The organism is Vibrio xiamenensis (assembly GCF_900100015.1).
In the GTDB taxonomy this organism is placed as follows: domain Bacteria; phylum Pseudomonadota; class Gammaproteobacteria; order Enterobacterales; family Vibrionaceae; genus Vibrio; species Vibrio xiamenensis.
On record NZ_FNDD01000023.1, the window covers coordinates 51,411 to 68,789 of the forward strand.

15 protein-coding genes are annotated in these 17,379 nt (G+C 45.2%); 10 read left to right on the plus strand and 5 right to left on the minus strand.

All coding sequences use genetic code 11. From position 1 onward, the window contains the following. The first annotated feature begins 298 nt into the window (after positions 1-298). On the plus strand, positions 299-1,153 hold the full coding sequence (locus BLS03_RS17065; protein ID WP_093276699.1) for a co-chaperone YbbN: 855 nt from the start codon (positions 299-301) through the stop codon (positions 1,151-1,153). Between the two features lie 68 nt (positions 1,154-1,221). Here BLS03_RS17065 and BLS03_RS17070 read toward each other — a convergent pair whose 3' ends face one another. From BLS03_RS17070 to zipA, 4 genes are all read right to left on the minus strand, one after another. Then, positions 1,222-2,040 carry a DUF2057 family protein gene (locus BLS03_RS17070; protein ID WP_093276701.1) on the minus strand — a complete coding sequence of 273 codons (819 nt, stop codon included), beginning with the start codon at positions 2,038-2,040 and terminating at the stop codon, positions 1,222-1,224. A gap of 71 nt (positions 2,041-2,111) precedes the next feature. Then, complete coding sequence (locus tag BLS03_RS17075; protein WP_093276703.1) at positions 2,112-3,125, minus strand: porin; 1,014 nt, start codon at positions 3,123-3,125, stop codon at positions 2,112-2,114. A 494-nt stretch (positions 3,126-3,619) separates the two neighbouring features. Then, complete coding sequence (ligA, locus tag BLS03_RS17080) at positions 3,620-5,629, minus strand: NAD-dependent DNA ligase LigA (RefSeq protein ID WP_093276706.1); 2,010 nt, start codon at positions 5,627-5,629, stop codon at positions 3,620-3,622. 147 nt (positions 5,630-5,776) lie between these two features. Beyond that, the gene (zipA, locus tag BLS03_RS17085; protein ID WP_093276708.1) at positions 5,777-6,646 is read right to left on the minus strand and encodes a cell division protein ZipA; all 870 of its coding nucleotides are present in this window, start codon (positions 6,644-6,646) and stop codon (positions 5,777-5,779) included. Positions 6,647-6,859: 213 nt separating this feature from the next. On the opposite strand from zipA, the gene cysZ reads away from it, so the two are divergent. The 5 genes from cysZ (at position 6,860) to crr (ending at position 11,778) form a co-directional block, all read left to right on the plus strand. Continuing rightward, complete coding sequence (gene cysZ, locus BLS03_RS17090) at positions 6,860-7,606, plus strand: sulfate transporter CysZ (protein WP_093276711.1); 747 nt, start codon at positions 6,860-6,862, stop codon at positions 7,604-7,606. Positions 7,607-7,777: 171 nt separating this feature from the next. Further along, positions 7,778-8,746, plus strand: a complete 969-nt coding sequence (gene cysK, locus BLS03_RS17095; RefSeq protein WP_093276713.1) for a cysteine synthase A — start codon at positions 7,778-7,780, stop codon at positions 8,744-8,746. 301 nt (positions 8,747-9,047) lie between these two features. Then, entirely contained in the window at positions 9,048-9,305 is a 258-nt protein-coding gene (locus BLS03_RS17100; RefSeq protein WP_093276715.1) for an HPr family phosphocarrier protein, read from the plus strand. A gap of 133 nt (positions 9,306-9,438) precedes the next feature. Continuing rightward, positions 9,439-11,163: a phosphoenolpyruvate-protein phosphotransferase PtsI gene (gene ptsI, locus BLS03_RS17105; RefSeq protein WP_093276717.1), complete on the plus strand. Its 1,725-nt coding sequence runs from the start codon at positions 9,439-9,441 to the stop codon at positions 11,161-11,163. 105 nt (positions 11,164-11,268) lie between these two features. Then, positions 11,269-11,778, plus strand: a complete 510-nt coding sequence (gene crr / locus BLS03_RS17110) for a PTS glucose transporter subunit IIA (protein WP_093276720.1) — start codon at positions 11,269-11,271, stop codon at positions 11,776-11,778. Positions 11,779-11,854: 76 nt separating this feature from the next. On the opposite strand, the gene BLS03_RS17115 is transcribed toward crr, so the two are convergent. Next, positions 11,855-13,006 carry a 2-octaprenyl-3-methyl-6-methoxy-1,4-benzoquinol hydroxylase gene (locus BLS03_RS17115; protein ID WP_093276722.1) on the minus strand — a complete coding sequence of 384 codons (1,152 nt, stop codon included), beginning with the start codon at positions 13,004-13,006 and terminating at the stop codon, positions 11,855-11,857. Positions 13,007-13,255: 249 nt separating this feature from the next. Here BLS03_RS17115 and miaB point away from each other — a divergent pair, with 249 nt between their 5' ends. The 4 genes from miaB to corC all read left to right on the plus strand — a co-directional run bounded on the left by miaB (position 13,256) and on the right by corC (position 17,353). After that, complete coding sequence (gene miaB, locus BLS03_RS17120) at positions 13,256-14,680, plus strand: tRNA (N6-isopentenyl adenosine(37)-C2)-methylthiotransferase MiaB (RefSeq protein ID WP_093276725.1); 1,425 nt, start codon at positions 13,256-13,258, stop codon at positions 14,678-14,680. Between the two features lie 71 nt (positions 14,681-14,751). After that, on the plus strand, positions 14,752-15,858 hold the full coding sequence (locus tag BLS03_RS17125) for a PhoH family protein (protein ID WP_093276728.1): 1,107 nt from the start codon (positions 14,752-14,754) through the stop codon (positions 15,856-15,858). Then, positions 15,858-16,322 carry an rRNA maturation RNase YbeY gene (gene ybeY, locus BLS03_RS17130; protein WP_093276731.1) on the plus strand — a complete coding sequence of 155 codons (465 nt, stop codon included), beginning with the start codon at positions 15,858-15,860 and terminating at the stop codon, positions 16,320-16,322. The genes BLS03_RS17125 and ybeY overlap by 1 nt, the downstream gene beginning before the upstream one ends. 128 nt (positions 16,323-16,450) lie before the next feature. Then, positions 16,451-17,353: a CNNM family magnesium/cobalt transport protein CorC gene (gene corC / locus BLS03_RS17135; protein WP_093276734.1), complete on the plus strand. Its 903-nt coding sequence runs from the start codon at positions 16,451-16,453 to the stop codon at positions 17,351-17,353. Positions 17,354-17,379: the final 26 nt, after the last annotated feature.

Sequence of the window (17,379 nt, forward strand, 5' to 3'; positions counted from 1 at the left end):
AAGCGTAATATTGAGCATATAGAGTACATCGCATCACACTTTCAGCGTTTCATTCGGAGACCTCAATGACCCTAACCCAATTAAATTGGCTTGGTGTGGGTGTAGCGCTAACGATTTTGCTATTGCTCTAATTCGGTTCCGTTCTGAGTTAGGTTGGCGAAAGTGCGTTTGACTCACATTCTTGTTCACAAAAACACCGCCTAAGGCGGTGTTTTTACATTTGTTTCCGGCTCTATCCTTGAATCTGGCTGCGTATCCCCCACATTGTTATTAATAGCGACCAACTCAGGAAACACCCATGCAATCACCTTTTATTGTTGAGCTCACCGAGCAGAATTTTCGTGAAGTGCTTGAAGGCTCGATGCAAACCCCAGTATTGATTCATTTCTGGGCGCCGATGAGCCAAGAAAGCGCGGACATCATTCCCGCATTACAGATGTTGACTCAGCAATATAATGGCGCTTTTACTTTGGCTCTACTTAACTGCGAACAGCAACAGATGATCGCCTCGCAATTTGGTGTTCAAGCTTTGCCAACCATCGCATTGTTCGTCAATGGACAGCCAGTTGATGGCCTTGGCGGTCCACAACCGATTGAAGCGGTAGAGCAGATGCTGAGCAAACATCTACCCAGCCAAGATGAGTTGCAAGTCAATCACGCTAAGGAACTGATTGCTCAGGGTAACTACGCCAATGCATTAACGCTACTAAGTGGATTGGGCGAGGAGATAAAAAACACTGGCGATGTAAAATTGTTGCTCGCGGATTGCCTATTGGAGACTCAGCAATTTTCTGAAGCACAAGCCATATTAGAAACCGTGCCTTTAGAATACAAAAACAATGACTACAAACAATTGATGTCAAAGCTTGAGCTTCATCAGCAAGCGGCTGATAGCCCAGAAATTCAAGCCCTTGAAGCTCAACTAAGCGACAGTGAGCACAATCCGCAATTAGCCCATGATTTAGCGGTTCAATACCATCAAGTGAATCGCGATGAAGAAGCCCTTGCGCTGCTTTGGTCTTACCTAGTCAAAGACCTCAACGCATTAGATGGTGAAATCAAAAAAATCTTCATGGATATTTTAAGCGCCTTAGGCCAAGGCAATGCGCTGGCAAGTAAATATCGTCGTCAATTGTACTCTATTCTTTACTAATCATATTGCGCATGGCAGTCAGTAATCGTTAACCTGGCTGCCACTCCTCATCACTGTCGCAGCAAACTTTATTGCGTCAATAGCCAGGTCAAAATCGTTTTTCGCTCGTCAACCGATGCGTTCGCATACCAATAACTCAGCATATTCAACGCTTGCTGATCGGTTTTTAATTGCTCGCTCACCACAGTGCGATGCGTAAACGCCCAATCTTTAAATTGCTCTTGCTGTCCACCATCCGCCTGCTGATACCAATATTGCACCATCTCAAGCGAACGCTGTTTACCATCGCTTTGCTTCTGTTGAGGTGTTTGCTTGGTGAGTTGAGTCGTGTCTGAGTTGCGTAAGTAGTTGGCTTCCTGCTCGGCGCTCAGGAAATATTGCTTCGGAAGCATAAATTTAACGCGATTTTTCCCGGTGGCCGAAGAAAGCGTAAATTCGACCTGATCATTAGGTAATGCCGCTAATTCATTATGAGTAAAAGGAAACGAAAACCACTGAGTCACGGTGCAATGCTCAGTGCAAGTTTCGGCCATCGGTCTATCACTATTTAGAGCCATTTTATGCCCAGCGATATTGACCGTTTCAAAGTGGTCGTAACTCTTAAAAAATGTCACTTCACCGGCGATAGTTGACGACGCAACTTTATCGATATCGATTGAGTCATGCGGATATATACCAACATAATGCAGCTGTGCTTTCACCACATCGGCGCCAACAATGGCATGGGTTTGGGGAGTAATCGGCTTAGTGGTGATTTGGGTATAATGACGCCTTTCTTTGCTGGTTTTTACCACATCATCAAAATTACTAGAACTGTCCAGTGTACTGCATCCAGCGCTGGCAACCATTGCCGAAACAACCAGTAAAGCTCTAAGTTTATTCATCATTTCTATCCTTTATGGTTATTAAAACACCGGCTTTCAGGCCGGTGTTTTGTCAGAAAGACAGAATCTAACTCTTAGAATCCGTATTCAAGCCCAACACGGACAAATGTCACTTTATCATTAGCATCGTAAGCGTCATGCTGACCAACGCGAACGTAAGGAACAAAGCCATTATGAACATACATTAACTGTGCAGATACAACTTCATCGCCATCATCTTGCTTGACACCTTCAAGCTCAGAATCATCATTTGCTGCGTAGCCCAGTTTAAAGCCCCAAGGACCGTTCCAGTATTGACCAACAATAGAATATGAACTCTGCTCAGCATCCAACCCTGTTGTAGCCCAGTCAGTATATTGGGCTCCATCTGCGAATTTATAAGCTCCCGCTAGACCAAAGCCTGATGGTAAAGGCAATTCAAAGCCAATGATGTATGCTGATGCATCAACATCAACACCATCTACTTTGGAGTTATTTTCATAACCACCATGTAACGTCATAATATCCGCAACATTATAGTGGACCGCCGCGCCAAAGTGATTTGACCCATCAGTTCCTGTATCACCTCGCCCCGCAGACAAACTAAACGTCAACCCACCGAACGCTGGCGAATCATAGCGCGCGATGTCGCTTTTACGGTCGTAGTGAGCTTTAACATCCCCCCCCCAATCAAATACGCGCCCTAGACCCGGGTTTGAATATGGCCAGTCAACAATCTCATACAGTGGTGTCAACATGCGTCCAAAGCGCACTTTACCCCAATCGCCTTGCAGACCTAAAAAGGTATCGCGAACCCCCAAACTGCCACTCGCGCCATCATCGCCTACGTAACCAGATTCGATTTGCATAAACACGTTTACATTGTCGAACATGTCTTTGTTGGCACGAAAACCAATGCGCGATTCATTTTCATAATCGTAACCCGTGCTGTCTTCTTGATAGAAAGCAGAAATGGCCGCAACGCCATAAGCTTGTACGTTGAAGTCAGAAAGAACGCCGATTTGTCCAGTTTCTTCTGCTGCAAAAGTGCTTGTTGAAGCCAGTGCGATTGCCGCACCAACCAGAGTGCGTTTAAACATTTTGTCCATGGAAAAGCTCCTAAAAATGGATATAGCTGTTTAGATCGCTCCTCGCCTTAAGTTGGCCGCCGAAGGGAGAAACGCTCTTATTATTGAAAACTCAAAACCGAATGATTTGTTTGAGTTTCATTACCGGTATACATCACGTGTATCCATGCTTAAGAGGTTATCTGGGAGGGAAAAAACATCAACGTAAACTTATTTCTTTTAGAAAAAAATATGAGTCACTACAAATTTTCTAGCAGATAGTGATCCGACTCTTATTTATTTTTAAAAAATAGCAAAACTTACATATATTCATATTAATCAGTCTTTTACATTGGTTTGCTTGCTGATTATTTTGAAGTCACTCGCATCATGACACGAGATTTAAAGGAAAGAATCGACAATACGATGCAAGTCACAGCATCAAAGAGACAAAAAACACTCAACTTAATTATCAAGAAAAAATAAAGGCCAATGCAAAATGCATTGGCCTTTATATCTATACGCTGCGGTGGAAATTAGAGCAGATCGACAAGATCCTGTTCAGTTTTCACTTCGACACCCAGCTCCTGGGCTTTAGCCAATTTCGAACCGGCATTATCACCTGCAAACAGTATGTCGGTATTTTTCGACACACTGCCAGTCACTTTCGCGCCTAAACGCTCTAATGCCGCTTTGGCTTCTTGACGTGTCAATTGCGATAGTGAACCCGTTAACACTACGGTTTTTCCCGCTAGAGGCTGCGGAGTATCTTCGTCCATCTCTTCAATGTCTGGCCAAGTCACACCAAGTTCTATCAGTTGTTGAATGACTTTCTGATTTTGCTCCTGAGCAAAAAACGCGATCACGTGATTGGCGACGATCTGACCGATATCTGGCACTTCAATCAGTTGTTCCAATGTCGCGGCTTGAATAGCATCAAGGGTTTTAAAATGGTTGGCTAAGTTCGCTGCTGTCGCTTCACCCACTTCTCGAATACCCAGTGAATATAGAAACTTAGCGAGCGTAGTTTGCTTGGCTTTATTCAAAGCAGTGACCACATTTTGCGCCGACTTTGGCCCCATACGTTCTAGAACGGTAATCACGCCGGCGGATAAACGGAACAAGTCTGCTGGAGTATGAACCATTTCACGCTCAACCAGCTGTTCAATGACTTTTTCACCAAGCCCATCGACATCAAGCGCCTTACGTGACACAAAATGCTTGAGTGCCTCTTTGCGCTGAGCGCCGCAAACCAACCCGCCGGTACATCTGGCAACCGCTTCGCCTTCAACACGCTCCACTTCAGAGTCACACACTGGGCAGTGATCAGGAAAAACAATCTCTTTCGCATCATCAGGGCGGCGATCGCTTACCACAGACACGACCTGAGGAATCACATCACCGGCGCGGCGAATCACCACGTAATCACCGATTTTCACGCCCAAACGCTCAATTTCATCGCGGTTATGTAAAGTCGCATTACTGACGGTCACGCCGCCAACAAACACAGGTTCAAGTTTAGCAACCGGTGTGATGGCCCCCGTACGCCCAACCTGAAATTCGACATCACGCAGCAGTGTGATTTCTTCCTGAGCTGGGAATTTATACGCTATCGCCCAGCGCGGTGCCCTAGCCACGAAACCGAGTTGTTCTTGAGCTGCAATATCATCAACTTTGATCACCACGCCATCAATCTCATAAGAGAGCGAATCACGGCGCTGCAAAATATCTTGGTAGAACGCTTTAACTTCATCCATCGATGTGACTCGACGCGTCTCTGGGCACATAGGCAGCCCCCAACGTTTGAGCTGCAGAAAACGCTCATAGTGGCTGGCGTTTAGTTCAGCACCTTCCACCACACCGACACTATAGGCATAGAAGCTCAGCGGACGAGTTGCGGTGATGCGCGAATCCAGCTGACGTAAACTGCCTGCCGCCGCATTACGCGGGTTAACAAACACTTTCTGTCCTTTCTTCAGTGCATCACTATTGAGCTTTTCAAAGCCTGCTTTGGGCATAAACACTTCACCACGCACTTCAAGACGTGTCGGCCAGTCACTACCTTGCAACTTAAGTGGAATCGCTTTAATGGTGCGCACATTCTCGGTGATGTTCTCACCATTCGCGCCATCACCGCGCGTCGCCGCACGCACTAAAACACCATTTTCATACAAAATGCTTACCGCCAAACCATCCAGTTTCGGCTCACAGCAGAATGTATCTAAGTTTGCGCTAGGCAGACGATCGCGCATGCGCTTATGAAAACTATCCAGTTCATCGTCATCAAAAGCGTTGTCGAGCGACAGCATCGGGATTTCATGGGCCACTGTTTCAAAGCCATCCAACGGTGCTCCACCAACACGCTGTGAAGGAGAATCAAGGGTTATCAACTCGGGATGTTCTGCCTCGATCGCTTGTAAATCACGCATTAAGCGGTCGTATTCTGCATCCGGGATCTCCGGGCTGTCTTCGACGTAGTAACGAACCGAGTGGTAATGAAGGGTTTCTTTTAAATGATTGAGTTTATCTTGAATCTCTTTGGACATAACGGACTCTAGTCTGAATAGGTGGTTCTAATCTGCTTTGCAGTATCTATGGCAACTCGTGGAGATGCAACTGCTTATCTAGCAGTTTTTGCTGACTTAAAAGTGATAAAAAAGGCCCCATTTATGGAGCCTTCTATGATGCGATATTTATGCGTTTTGGGCTTTAAACTTCTGAATTTGCGCTCGGTAACTATCGAGGCGATCCGGTGTCATCAAATTACGCTTGTCATCAAGGACATTGCCGCTGAGATCGTCTGCAATCTGCTGAGCCGTTTTTAGCATCAATTTGAAGTTTTGTTCCGGGTCACCAAAACACGGCAAAGTCATAAAAAATGAAATACCTTTGGTGGTAAAAGTATTTGGGTCATCGTGTTTTAAAGTCCCCGGCTGCATCATGTTAGCAACACTAAACAGCACTTTACCGGTTCCCGACATATCCGCGTGGCGGTGGAAAATATCCAGCTCACCATACAAAAGACCATTTTGCTGCATACTGTCAAACAGACGGGTACCCACAAAAGGCTCGTTTCCAGAACAATGCACATTTAACACAATGACTTGCAAATCATCTTCAGGTTCATCAGTTTGAGGCTTCGCCTCAACTTTTGGTTCTGGTGTGGTAATCGCTTCTGGCTCGTCATCTAGAGTAAAGGACGGTTCACGTTTGGCAGAAATCGGCGGCAAGTCATCATCGACCACTGGTGATTGTTGCGCAGCCACATCCAATTCGACTTCTGAGGTTGTCGCCTCGCCAGTAAGTGGATCAATCGCAGTTTTTGGCGAAGAACCAAAATCCGGCTGTTTGCGATCTTTACGAATGATTTCGAAATCGTCTTCAGGAGCAAAAGAGCGCTCAGCAACTTCGTCTGGCTCATCTTTGTTGACTTTCAATTTTCCAAGTGGCTTGTCTCCGAACTTGGCTTTCCCTTCTTTTTTGCTGGTCCACAAACCGTGGAACAATAGTGCGGCTATTGCTAAGGCACCAACAATAATGAGTACGAATCGCAGTTCCTGCATTGTTTGCTCTCAGTTGCTCGAAAATTAGTCAGCAAAAACCGTGTTTCTGCTGTCATAAATAAAATACGCGTAATTAGGTTACTTTACCAAAACTAATGACTGTTTTAGAACAACTTAATGTTAGAAGTTCCCTGTATGTTGTGATTTTGAACACGCTTTTTTTCTTGTAATATGAATTCGAGCTCATCAAATAACTATCAAATAGAGAAAAGAATGGATAAACAATTAAAACAAAGAAGTGGATTTGGTTATTTTTTCTACGGACTAGAGATCGCTATGATGCCGAAAATTCGGCGTTTTGTGTTGTTACCCTTACTGACAAATATCATTTTAGTCGGTGGAGCACTGTATTATTTATTTGCCCACCTCAATGGCTGGATTGATCAATTAATGGGCCAATTACCGGGATTTTTATCTTGGCTCAGCTATCTAATTTGGCCTCTTATCGCCATTACTATCCTGGCAACCTTTTCATACTTTTTTAGCACCTTAGCAAACTTTATTGCGGCGCCATTTAATGGCTTGCTGGCAGAAAAAGTCGAAGAGAAGTTAACTGGACAAAAAGTGAATGATGATGGTTTTATGTCAGTCATTAAAGATATCCCCCGCGTACTGAGCCGCGAGTGGCGTAAACTTATTTATGTCGTTCCCAAAGCGTTGGGCTTATTTATATTGCTGCTAATCCCTGCACTTGGCCAAACCTTGGGTCCGATTCTATGGTTTGTGTTTACCGCATGGATTTTAGCCATTCAGTACTGCGACTATCCTTTTGATAATCACAAAGTGCATTTCAACGACATGCGACACAATTTGAAACAAAAACAAAGCAAGGCATATGGCTTCGGTGTATTGGTGTCGATTTTTACCACGGTGCCGATACTCAACCTAATTGTCATGCCAGTTGCCGTCTGCGGTGCAACCGCGATGTGGGTCAACGAATTTCGCGACCAGCATCGCTAAAAGGTCAAGATTTAAGCGAGTTAAAAGCGATTAATCTCGCTTCTATATCTTATAACTTTTTAATCCTTCTCAGGTTTTATACGCTGTCTTATGCTGACCCTGTTAAGTGATGAATAAACTCATACCGCGGAAGCCAGGCGGATTCGGCGGTAAACTGAAGGATCATATACCATGAGCAAAATCTACGAAGATAACTCTCTAACTATCGGTAACACGCCACTTGTTCGTTTAAACAAAGTAAGCAAAGGCAACGTTCTTGCGAAAGTTGAAGCTCGTAACCCAAGCTTCAGTGTCAAATGCCGCATCGGCGCAAACATGATTTGGGATGCTGAGAAGCAAGGTAAGTTAAAAGCTGGCGTTGAACTCGTAGAACCAACCAGTGGTAACACAGGTATCGCACTGGCCTTCGTTGCCGCTGCTCGTGGTTATAAATTAACGCTAACCATGCCTGAATCAATGAGTCTTGAACGCCGTAAACTGCTTAAAGCACTTGGTGCAAACCTTGAGCTAACCGAAGCGGCTAAAGGTATGAAAGGTGCAATTGAGAAAGCAGAGCAAATCGTTGCTAGCGATCCAAGCAAATACCTAATGCTGCAACAGTTCAACAACCCAGCTAACCCAGAGATTCACGAGAAAACCACTGGTCCAGAAATTTGGGAAGCCACCGATGGTGAAGTTGACGTATTTGTTGCTGGTGTTGGTACCGGTGGTACTTTGACAGGAACAAGCCGCTACATCAAAAACCAAAAAGGCAAAGCGATCACCTCTGTTGCGGTTGAACCAGCTGAGTCGCCAGTTATCGCTCAAGCACTTGCCGGTGAAGAAATCAAACCTGCACCGCACAAAATCCAAGGTATCGGCGCAGGCTTTATTCCAGCAAACTTAGATCTCGATATTATCGACCGCGTTGAAGCAGTAACTTCAGAAGATGCGATTGCGATGGCGAAGCGCCTGATGGAAGAAGAAGGCATTTTGGCTGGTATCTCTTCAGGTGCAGCAGTTGTTGCGGCGAACCGCCTTGCTGAACTTCCTGAATTTGAAGGAAAAACTATCGTTGTTATTCTACCAAGTTCAGGTGAACGCTACCTCAGCACCGCACTCTTTGCTGGTATCTTTACAGATAAAGAAAACCAACAGTAATCTGTGTTCAAATCAAATTTTGATTTAAAAAAGCCCCGTTCAGGGGCTTTTTTGTTGATCCTATCCAAACGTTTGGTAATATCACGGTGTTTTATTTTTAGCTTCAAAATAAACATGAAGCACAAGGTTTCATATAAGACAGCTAACTAGAAGTTCAATTCTAAGACTGTCCTAAAAATCATAATTAGTCTCAGTGCTGATACTTAAACCTCATTACTCTTCTAGCGGAAATGAGGGTTAGCAGTTAAGCTGAGTCTGATTAAGAAATTAACAAAATATAAATCAAATTGGGGTATAAAACATGTACGAGAAGCAAGTTGAAATCACTGCAGAAAATGGTCTTCACACTCGTCCTGCTGCACAGTTCGTTAAAGAAGCAAAAGCTTTCGACGCGGATATCACTGTGACTTCAAACGGCAAAAGCGCTAGCGCAAAAAGCCTATTCAAACTGCAAACTCTTGGCCTAGTTAAAGGTACTTTAGTTACTATTTCTGCTGAAGGTCCTCAAGCTCAGCAAGCAGTTGACCACCTAGTTGAACTAATGGATCAACTACACTAATCGGTCTCCTATTTGAAGCCATTTTGTCCACGCAAAATGGCTTCATTGGCAATAGACTCAAAACTAAGCTACAAGTATCGTTAGCGCGATCTATTAACCTCCCGTTTAAAGTTGACCAGTTTAAGGTAAGGCTATGATTTCAGGTATTCTGGCATCTCCTGGTATTGCTATTGGTAAAGCACTACTCCTTCAAGAAGATGAAATTGTCCTAAACACACACAAAATTTCTGATGACCAAGTAGAAGCCGAAGTTCAGCGTTTTTATGACGCTCGTAACAAATCGTCTGCGCAACTTGAATCTATCAAGCAAAAAGCGTTAGAAACGTTTGGTGAAGAAAAAGAAGCGATCTTTGAAGGTCACATTATGCTTCTTGAAGATGAAGAGCTAGAAGAAGAAATCCTAGCATTGATCAAAGACGAAAAGCTTCACGCAGACAACGCGATTCACACCGTTATCGAAGAGCAAGCAACCGCGCTTGAATCTCTCGATGATGAGTACTTAAAAGAGCGCGCGACGGATATTCGCGACATTGGTTCTCGTTTCGTGAAAAACGCTTTGGGCATCAACATCGTTTCGCTTAGCGATATCTCTGAACAAGTTATCCTAGTGGCTTACGATCTGACTCCTTCAGAAACAGCGCAAATCAACCTCGACTACGTACTTGGTTTTGCTTGTGATATCGGCGGTCGTACATCGCACACCTCAATCATGGCACGCTCTCTAGAGCTTCCAGCGATTGTTGGTACTAACGACATCACCAAAAAAGTACGCAACGGCGACACCCTCATTCTTGATGCGATGAACAACAAGATTGTTGTTAACCCATCAGCCGCTGAGCTTGAAGAAGCGAAAAACGTACAAGCTCAAGTTCTTGCTGAAAAAGAAGAACTTGCCAAACTAAAAGACCTACCAGCAGAAACCACTGACGGCCATCGCGTAGAAGTATGCGGTAACATCGGTACCGTTAAAGACTGTGACGGTATTATCCGTAACGGTGGTGAAGGTGTTGGTCTGTACCGTACTGAATTCCTATTTATGGACCGTACTGCCCTTCCTACTGAAGAAGAGCAATACGAAGCCTATAAAGAAGTGGCTGAATCCATGCACGGCGAACCAGTGATCATCCGTACTATGGATATCGGTGGTGACAAAGACCTACCTTACATGGACTTACCGCAAGAAATGAACCCATTCTTGGGCTGGCGTGCGGTTCGTATCAGCTTAGATCGTCGTGAAATTCTTCGTGATCAGCTACGTGGTATTCTGCGTGCATCTGCACACGGTAAACTTCGCGTGATGTTCCCAATGATCATCTCAGTAGAAGAAATTCGTGAGCTGAAAAATGCCATCGAAAGCTACAAAGCAGAGCTTCGTGAAGAAGGTCTGGCTTTTGATGAAAACATCGAAATCGGTGTTATGGTTGAGACGCCAGCAGCAGCAGCCATTGCACACCACTTAGCAAAAGAAGTAGCATTCTTCTCTATCGGTACTAACGATTTGACCCAATACACCTTGGCTGTCGACCGTGGTAACGAGATGATTTCGCACCTATACAATCCACTGTCTCCAGCGGTTCTAACCGTGATCAAACAAGTGATCGACGCTTCTCACGCAGAAGGCAAATGGACAGGTATGTGTGGTGAGCTAGCGGGTGACGAACGTGCAACCCTTCTACTACTTGGTATGGGCTTAGATGAGTTCTCGATGAGCGGCATTTCCATCCCTAAAGTGAAGAAAGTAATTCGTAACTCTAACTTCGCAGAAGTGAAAGCTATGGCCGAAGAAGCACTGTCGCTACCGACCGCGGATGACATCCAAGCTTGCGTAGATAAGTTCATCGCTGAAAAAACAAAATAATCTGTTATGCCAATACATTAGGCGGCTAAAAAAAGTCGTCTAATGTTCTATATTGGTATACTATAATTCGAACAGAATAAATCAAAACGTTAGGAGCATGACACAATGGGTCTGTTTGACAAACTTAAGAAGCTTGTATCTGATGACAGCGCTGACGCAGGTGCCATCGAAATTATCGCGCCACTTTCAGGCGAAATCGTGAACATCGAAGATGTGCCAGATGTCGTATTTGCTGAAAAAATTGTTGGCGACGGCATTGCTATCAAACCATCAGGTGACAAAATGGTAGCTCCTGTCAACGGCACTATCGGTAAGATCTTTGAAACCAACCACGCATTCTCTATCGAATCTGATGACGGCGTTGAGCTATTTGTTCACTTCGGTATCGATACTGTAGAACTTAAAGGTGAAGGTTTCACTCGCATCGCTGAAGAAGGTCAAGCAGTGAAAGCTGGCGACACTATCATCGAATTCAATCTTGCTCTGCTAGAAGAAAAAGCCAAATCAACGCTAACACCAGTTGTTATCTCTAACATGGATGAAATCAAAGAGCTTAACAAGCTTTCTGGTTCTGTTACTGTTGGTGAAACACCGGTGCTACGTGTGACTAAATAATTGTAGTCAAACCAACGATTGAAATAGAAACGCTGCTCATTGAGCAGCGTTTTTTTGTCTCTGATGTTCTGAAACCTTAAGCAAGACCAAGCGCGTATCTCAGCACTTGTTCCTTAATAGGCCCTGAGTGTTCGGCAATTTTGAGTAACGCATTTCTGGCAAATTTCAGCGGTGGCAAGCTATTACTAAATCCTTTATAAAACACGTCCATTCCTGTCTGCATCACCAGATTATCGACGCGACGACAGGCTTGATAAGCTCGTAATGCGCGTTCAGAAAGCTGATGTTTTTCCGTCACTTCAAGCAGCTTCATCACATCTTTAAAGCCCAAGTTCACCCCCTGACCTGCCAGCGGATTAATGGTGTGGGCGGAATCTCCGACTAATACACATTGGTGTTGAAAATACGCTTGCGCGTGTCGACGCGTCAGTGGAAAGGAGCCGAATTTCTGAACTTTGATATCACCGAGTTCGCTTGGAAACTCAGCCAATATTTCTTGACGTAGTTGCTCGCCAGACATAGCGCTTAACTGCTTAATCCGACCTGGCGAATCATACCAAACCAGTGAACCTTGATGACCACACAATGGCAAAAATGAACGCGGGCCTTTCGGCGTAAACTGTTGCCAAGTAATGTCCTGTTGAGGTAATTGCGTTTGCACCGAAATCAACATGCAATGCTGGCGATAATCCCAAGCCGTAACACCAATGTTGGCCAAATCACGCACTTTCGAATTGGCACCATCAGCCCCAATCACCCACAGCGCTTGACACTGGTAACCAGAGCTTAATGTCACTTGGTTCAGTTCACCAAACTCGATAGATTCAAGTGTATCTGGACACATCAAGGTTAAGTTATCGACTTGCTCAAAACCCTGCCAAATGCCAAGTTGCAATAGGCGGTTTTCAACAAAATAGCCAAGTTGCTCAAGGCCTAACGAATCGCTATGAAATCGAGTACGGCACTCTGGCGCTTCCCAGGTTTCAAGCCGGCGATATGGGCACACGCGCATTGCTTCAATGGCAGGCCAAGCGCCTAATTGCTCTAACAATGCCACCGAAGTTTGTGAGATAGCCGAAACGCGAACATCCATGGGCTGCTCTGGGGTAAATGCCATTGGCGCATGGCCTTCCACCAACAAAACCTGTCGACCTTGCTGAGCAAAACCCAGTGCCGCTGCTGCACCGACCATTCCGCCACCGATAACGACAATATCAAATGTGTTCATTTTTTATTCTTCATGGTGTTGATTTCTGAACGGTTTTTAATTGTACGTTTTCACTGTGCAAATGTAACGAAAAACCTTAACTGAGATAAGGTCAAAGCCCTTACAATACATAGTGTTTGACAGTTTTTCGTTCAACACTAGTCAGTAGGAATTGAAAGCAGTACAATACGCCGCTTACCGCCGAGATGGCGGCTATAATTTGAACGAAAACGTTCATGGTTGTTGTGAATTAATACGAGCGAAAGTGAGATGAGTAAGAAACTGCTAATTAAAACCTGGGGCTGCCAGATGAATGAATACGATTCATCAAAAATGGCGGATCTGCTTAATGCCTCAAACGGCTATGAGCTCACTGAAATTCCAGAAGAAGCAGACGTACTACTATTGAACACCTGTTCGATCCGTGAAAAAGCGCAAGAGAAGGTATTCCACCAGCTTGGCCGTTGGAAAAACCTTAAAGACAATAAACCTGGCGTCGTGATTGGCGTTGGTGGCTGTGTTGCGACTCAAGAAGGCGACCACATTCGTGAACGTGCTCCGTACGTTGACGTTATCTTTGGTCCGCAAACCCTGCACCGTCTTCCTGAGATGATCAAGCAATCACAGAGCGACGATGCGCCAGTGATGGATATTTCTTTCCCAGAAATTGAAAAGTTTGACCGTCTGCCAGAACCTCGCGCCGAAGGTCCAACCGCGTTCGTTTCAATTATGGAAGGCTGCTCTAAATATTGTACTTACTGCGTTGTACCTTACACACGTGGTGAGGAAGTCAGCCGCCCTATGGATGACGTGCTGTTTGAAATTGCCCAATTGGCAGACCAAGGCGTACGCGAAGTCAACCTGCTCGGCCAAAACGTTAACGCTTACCGCGGTCCAACTCACGACGGCGACATTTGCTCATTTGCTGAGTTGCTACGTTTGGTGGCATCGATTGACGGCATCGACCGTATTCGTTTCACCACCAGTCACCCGCTTGAATTTACTGACGATATCATCGAGGTTTACGAAGATACGCCTGAATTGGTGAGCTTCCTACACTTGCCAGTACAAAGCGGTAGCGATCGCATTCTCACTATGATGAAGCGTCCTCATACTGCGATTGAATACAAGTCGATCATCCGTAAGCTACGTAAAGCGCGCCCAGATATTCAAATCAGCTCTGACTTTATCGTTGGTTTCCCTGGCGAAAGCGACAAAGACTTCCAAGACACCATGAAACTGATTCGTGATGTCGATTTTGATATGAGCTTCAGCTTTATCTTCTCCCCTCGTCCAGGTACGCCGGCTGCCGACTACCCATGCGATACACCAGAGCAAGAAAAGAAAGAACGCTTGTACGAACTGCAACAACAGATCAACACTCAAGCAATGCGTTATTCGCGCTTGATGATGGGCACTGAGCAGCGTATTTTGGTCGAAGGTCCATCGAAGAAAAACCTCATGGAGCTTCGCGGTCGCACTGAAAACAATCGCGTAGTAAACTTTGAAGGCTCAGCAGATCTTATCGGTCAATTTGTTGATGTGAAGATTTTGGACGTATTCCCGAACTCTTTGCGTGGTGAGTTGCTGCGCACAGAGAAAGACATGAACCTTCGCGTGGTGACTTCACCATCCGCTATGATGGAAAAAACACGACGTGAAGACGAACTGGGTGTTGCAACCTTTACGCCTTAAGTTCGTATAAACTGCCATTGGGAACCTGGTCGAGTTCAGGTTCCCACAAATGGCCATATTGAGAGGCAACATTGAGCAATAAAATCGTAACTCTAGAAATTAACCTAGAACCTTCAGACAACCGCCGACTTGCGAGTCTTTGCGGCCCCTTCGACGATAATATCAAACACTTAGAACGCCGTTTAGGTGTGGAAATCAGCTACCGAGGTAACTTCTTTACCATCGTTGGTAAGCCCCATACTTCAGCTGCTGCGCTCGATATTATTAAAACTCTGTATGTTAGTACTGCGCCAGTTCGCGGCAAGATTCCCGATATTGAGCCCGAAGAAATTCACCTTGCGGTGAAAGAGTCCGGTGTGCTTGAGCAAAACACAGAGACTCAATTCGAACACGGCAAAGAAGTCTTCATTAAGACCAAGAAAGGGGTTATCAAACCGCGCACTCCAAACCAAGCGCAATACCTGATGAACATGGTCACCCATGATATCAGCTTTGGCATTGGCCCAGCCGGTACAGGTAAAACGTATCTTGCGGTCGCCGCGGCAGTCGATGCGTTAGAACGCCAAGAAATTCGTCGCATTTTATTGACTCGTCCAGCCGTTGAAGCGGGTGAAAAGCTCGGCTTCTTGCCGGGTGACTTGAGCCAAAAAGTCGACCCTTACTTGCGCCCTCTTTACGATGCTTTGTTTGAAATGCTCGGTTTTGAGCGCGTTGAAAAACTGATTGAACGCAATGTTATTGAAGTGGCTCCACTAGCGTATATGCGCGGTCGCACCCTCAATGACGCTTTTATTATTCTTGATGAAAGCCAAAACACCACAGTTGAACAGATGAAAATGTTCTTAACTCGAATTGGTTTTAACTCAAGAGCCGTCATCACTGGTGACATTACTCAGATCGACTTGCCGCGCGGTGCTCGTTCTGGCTTGCGTCATGCGATTGAAGTCCTTGGCGAAGTGGATGAGATCAGTTTTAACTTCTTCCAGTCTGACGATGTTGTACGTCACCCTGTCGTCGCACGTATTGTTAATGCCTATGAAAAATGGGAAGCGCAAGATCAAAAAGAGCGCAAAGAATACGAGCAACGCCGTCGTGAAGAACGTGAAGCGAAATTGCTTGAGAGTCAAAAAGCAGAACTTGCTTCCAAGGATCAGACAATTCAGGAAACCAGCAAGTAATGGCCATCGAACTAGATCTGCAAATTGCGGTCGAATCTGAGCAAGGCTTGCCACAGCAAGCACAAATTCAAACCTGGCTAGAAGCGGCACTTCTGTCGCGTCGCGACGAGGCAGAGGTCACAGTTCGCATTGTTGACCAACAAGAAAGCCAGTCTCTAAATCGAGATTATCGCGGAAAAGATAAGCCAACCAATGTGCTGTCGTTTCCTTTTGAAGCGCCGCCAGGTATTGAATTATCTCTGTTAGGCGACCTAGTCATCTGTCGTCAAGTTGTTGAAAAAGAGGCGAATGAGCAGCAAAAACCGCTCATGGCACACTGGGCTCATATGGTTGTACATGGCAGCTTACATCTGCTAGGTTATGATCATATCGACGATGACGAAGCCGAACAGATGGAGTCACTCGAGACTGAAATCATGCAAAGTATGGGCTTTGAAGACCCGTACCTTGCCGAAAAAGAGTAACGGATTACTCAGTGCAGATGCGCTGGTATAAAAATAAAGGCTTTCTCCCACTCGAAAGGAAGCGTATTTATCCAGCGTCATCTATGTGTGCTATCACACTTCTGATAGCGAAACATCAATGAGAAACAATGAACGACGATAATTCGCCCTCTGCGTCGGCAGAAGGTAAGAAAGAAAAATCTGAAGGTCCGAGTAGAAAGTCCTTCTTTGAACGCCTAGGTCAACTTTTCCAAGGTGAACCGAAAGACCGCCAAGAGCTAGTCGATGTGATTCGCGATTCTGAATCGAACGATCTCATCGATCACGATACCCGAGGTATGCTCGAAGGCGTAATGGAAATATCAGAAATGCGAGTGCGTGATATCATGATCCCACGTTCGCAAATGGTCACAGTAGAACGCGGTGATAATTTGGATGCACTGGTGAGCCTTATCACTGATGCCCAACACTCACGTTATCCTGTGATCAGTGAAGATAAAGACCATGTCGAAGGCATTCTGTTAGCGAAGGACTTATTAAAATATTTGGGCTCCGACAGCGCCGAATTTAACATTGAAGAAGTGATTCGACCTGCGGTTGTTGTTCCCGGCAGTAAACGGGTTGACCGTCTACTGAAAGAGTTTCGCGAAGAGCGTTACCACATGGCCATCGTTGTAGACGAATTTGGCGGCGTTTCCGGCCTTATCACCATCGAAGATATTCTCGAACAGATTGTTGGCGAAATCGAAGATGAAACTGATGACGAAGAAGAAGTCGAAATTCGTAAACTGTCCAAACACACTTATTCCATCAAAGCACTGACCACGATTGAAGAATTCAACACCACCTTTGGTACTGAATTTAGCGATGACGAAGTGGATACCGTTGGTGGCTTAGTGATGACTTCATTTGGGCACCTACCTTCACGAGGCGAAGTCGTAGAAATTGCCGGATATAGCTTTAAAGTGACCTCCGCTGATAATCGACGCGTGGTGCAGTTGCAAGTGACGATTCCAGATGAAGAATCACTGCCTGAGATAGCAGAAGACTAATCTTATTACTCAGCCTAAAAGACATT

Excerpts from the sequence above, each read along its gene's own strand:
- BLS03_RS17100 (WP_093276715.1), top strand. The coding sequence starts at position 9,048 with ATGTACGAGAAGCAAGTTGAAATCACTGCAGAAAATGGTCTTCACACT.
- ligA (WP_093276706.1), bottom strand. The coding sequence starts at position 5,629 with ATGTCCAAAGAGATTCAAGATAAACTCAATCATTTAAAAGAAACCCTT.
- cysZ (WP_093276711.1), top strand. The coding sequence starts at position 6,860 with ATGGATAAACAATTAAAACAAAGAAGTGGATTTGGTTATTTTTTCTAC.
- BLS03_RS17115 (WP_093276722.1), bottom strand. The coding sequence starts at position 13,006 with ATGAACACATTTGATATTGTCGTTATCGGTGGCGGAATGGTCGGTGCA.
- corC (WP_093276734.1), top strand. The coding sequence starts at position 16,451 with ATGAACGACGATAATTCGCCCTCTGCGTCGGCAGAAGGTAAGAAAGAA.
- crr (WP_093276720.1), top strand. The coding sequence starts at position 11,269 with ATGGGTCTGTTTGACAAACTTAAGAAGCTTGTATCTGATGACAGCGCT.
- ptsI (WP_093276717.1), top strand. The coding sequence starts at position 9,439 with ATGATTTCAGGTATTCTGGCATCTCCTGGTATTGCTATTGGTAAAGCA.
- BLS03_RS17075 (WP_093276703.1), bottom strand. The coding sequence starts at position 3,125 with ATGGACAAAATGTTTAAACGCACTCTGGTTGGTGCGGCAATCGCACTG.
- BLS03_RS17070 (WP_093276701.1), bottom strand. The coding sequence starts at position 2,040 with ATGATGAATAAACTTAGAGCTTTACTGGTTGTTTCGGCAATGGTTGCC.
- ybeY (WP_093276731.1), top strand. The coding sequence starts at position 15,858 with ATGGCCATCGAACTAGATCTGCAAATTGCGGTCGAATCTGAGCAAGGC.
- miaB (WP_093276725.1), top strand. The coding sequence starts at position 13,256 with ATGAGTAAGAAACTGCTAATTAAAACCTGGGGCTGCCAGATGAATGAA.
- BLS03_RS17065 (WP_093276699.1), top strand. The coding sequence starts at position 299 with ATGCAATCACCTTTTATTGTTGAGCTCACCGAGCAGAATTTTCGTGAA.
- zipA (WP_093276708.1), bottom strand. The coding sequence starts at position 6,646 with ATGCAGGAACTGCGATTCGTACTCATTATTGTTGGTGCCTTAGCAATA.
- cysK (WP_093276713.1), top strand. The coding sequence starts at position 7,778 with ATGAGCAAAATCTACGAAGATAACTCTCTAACTATCGGTAACACGCCA.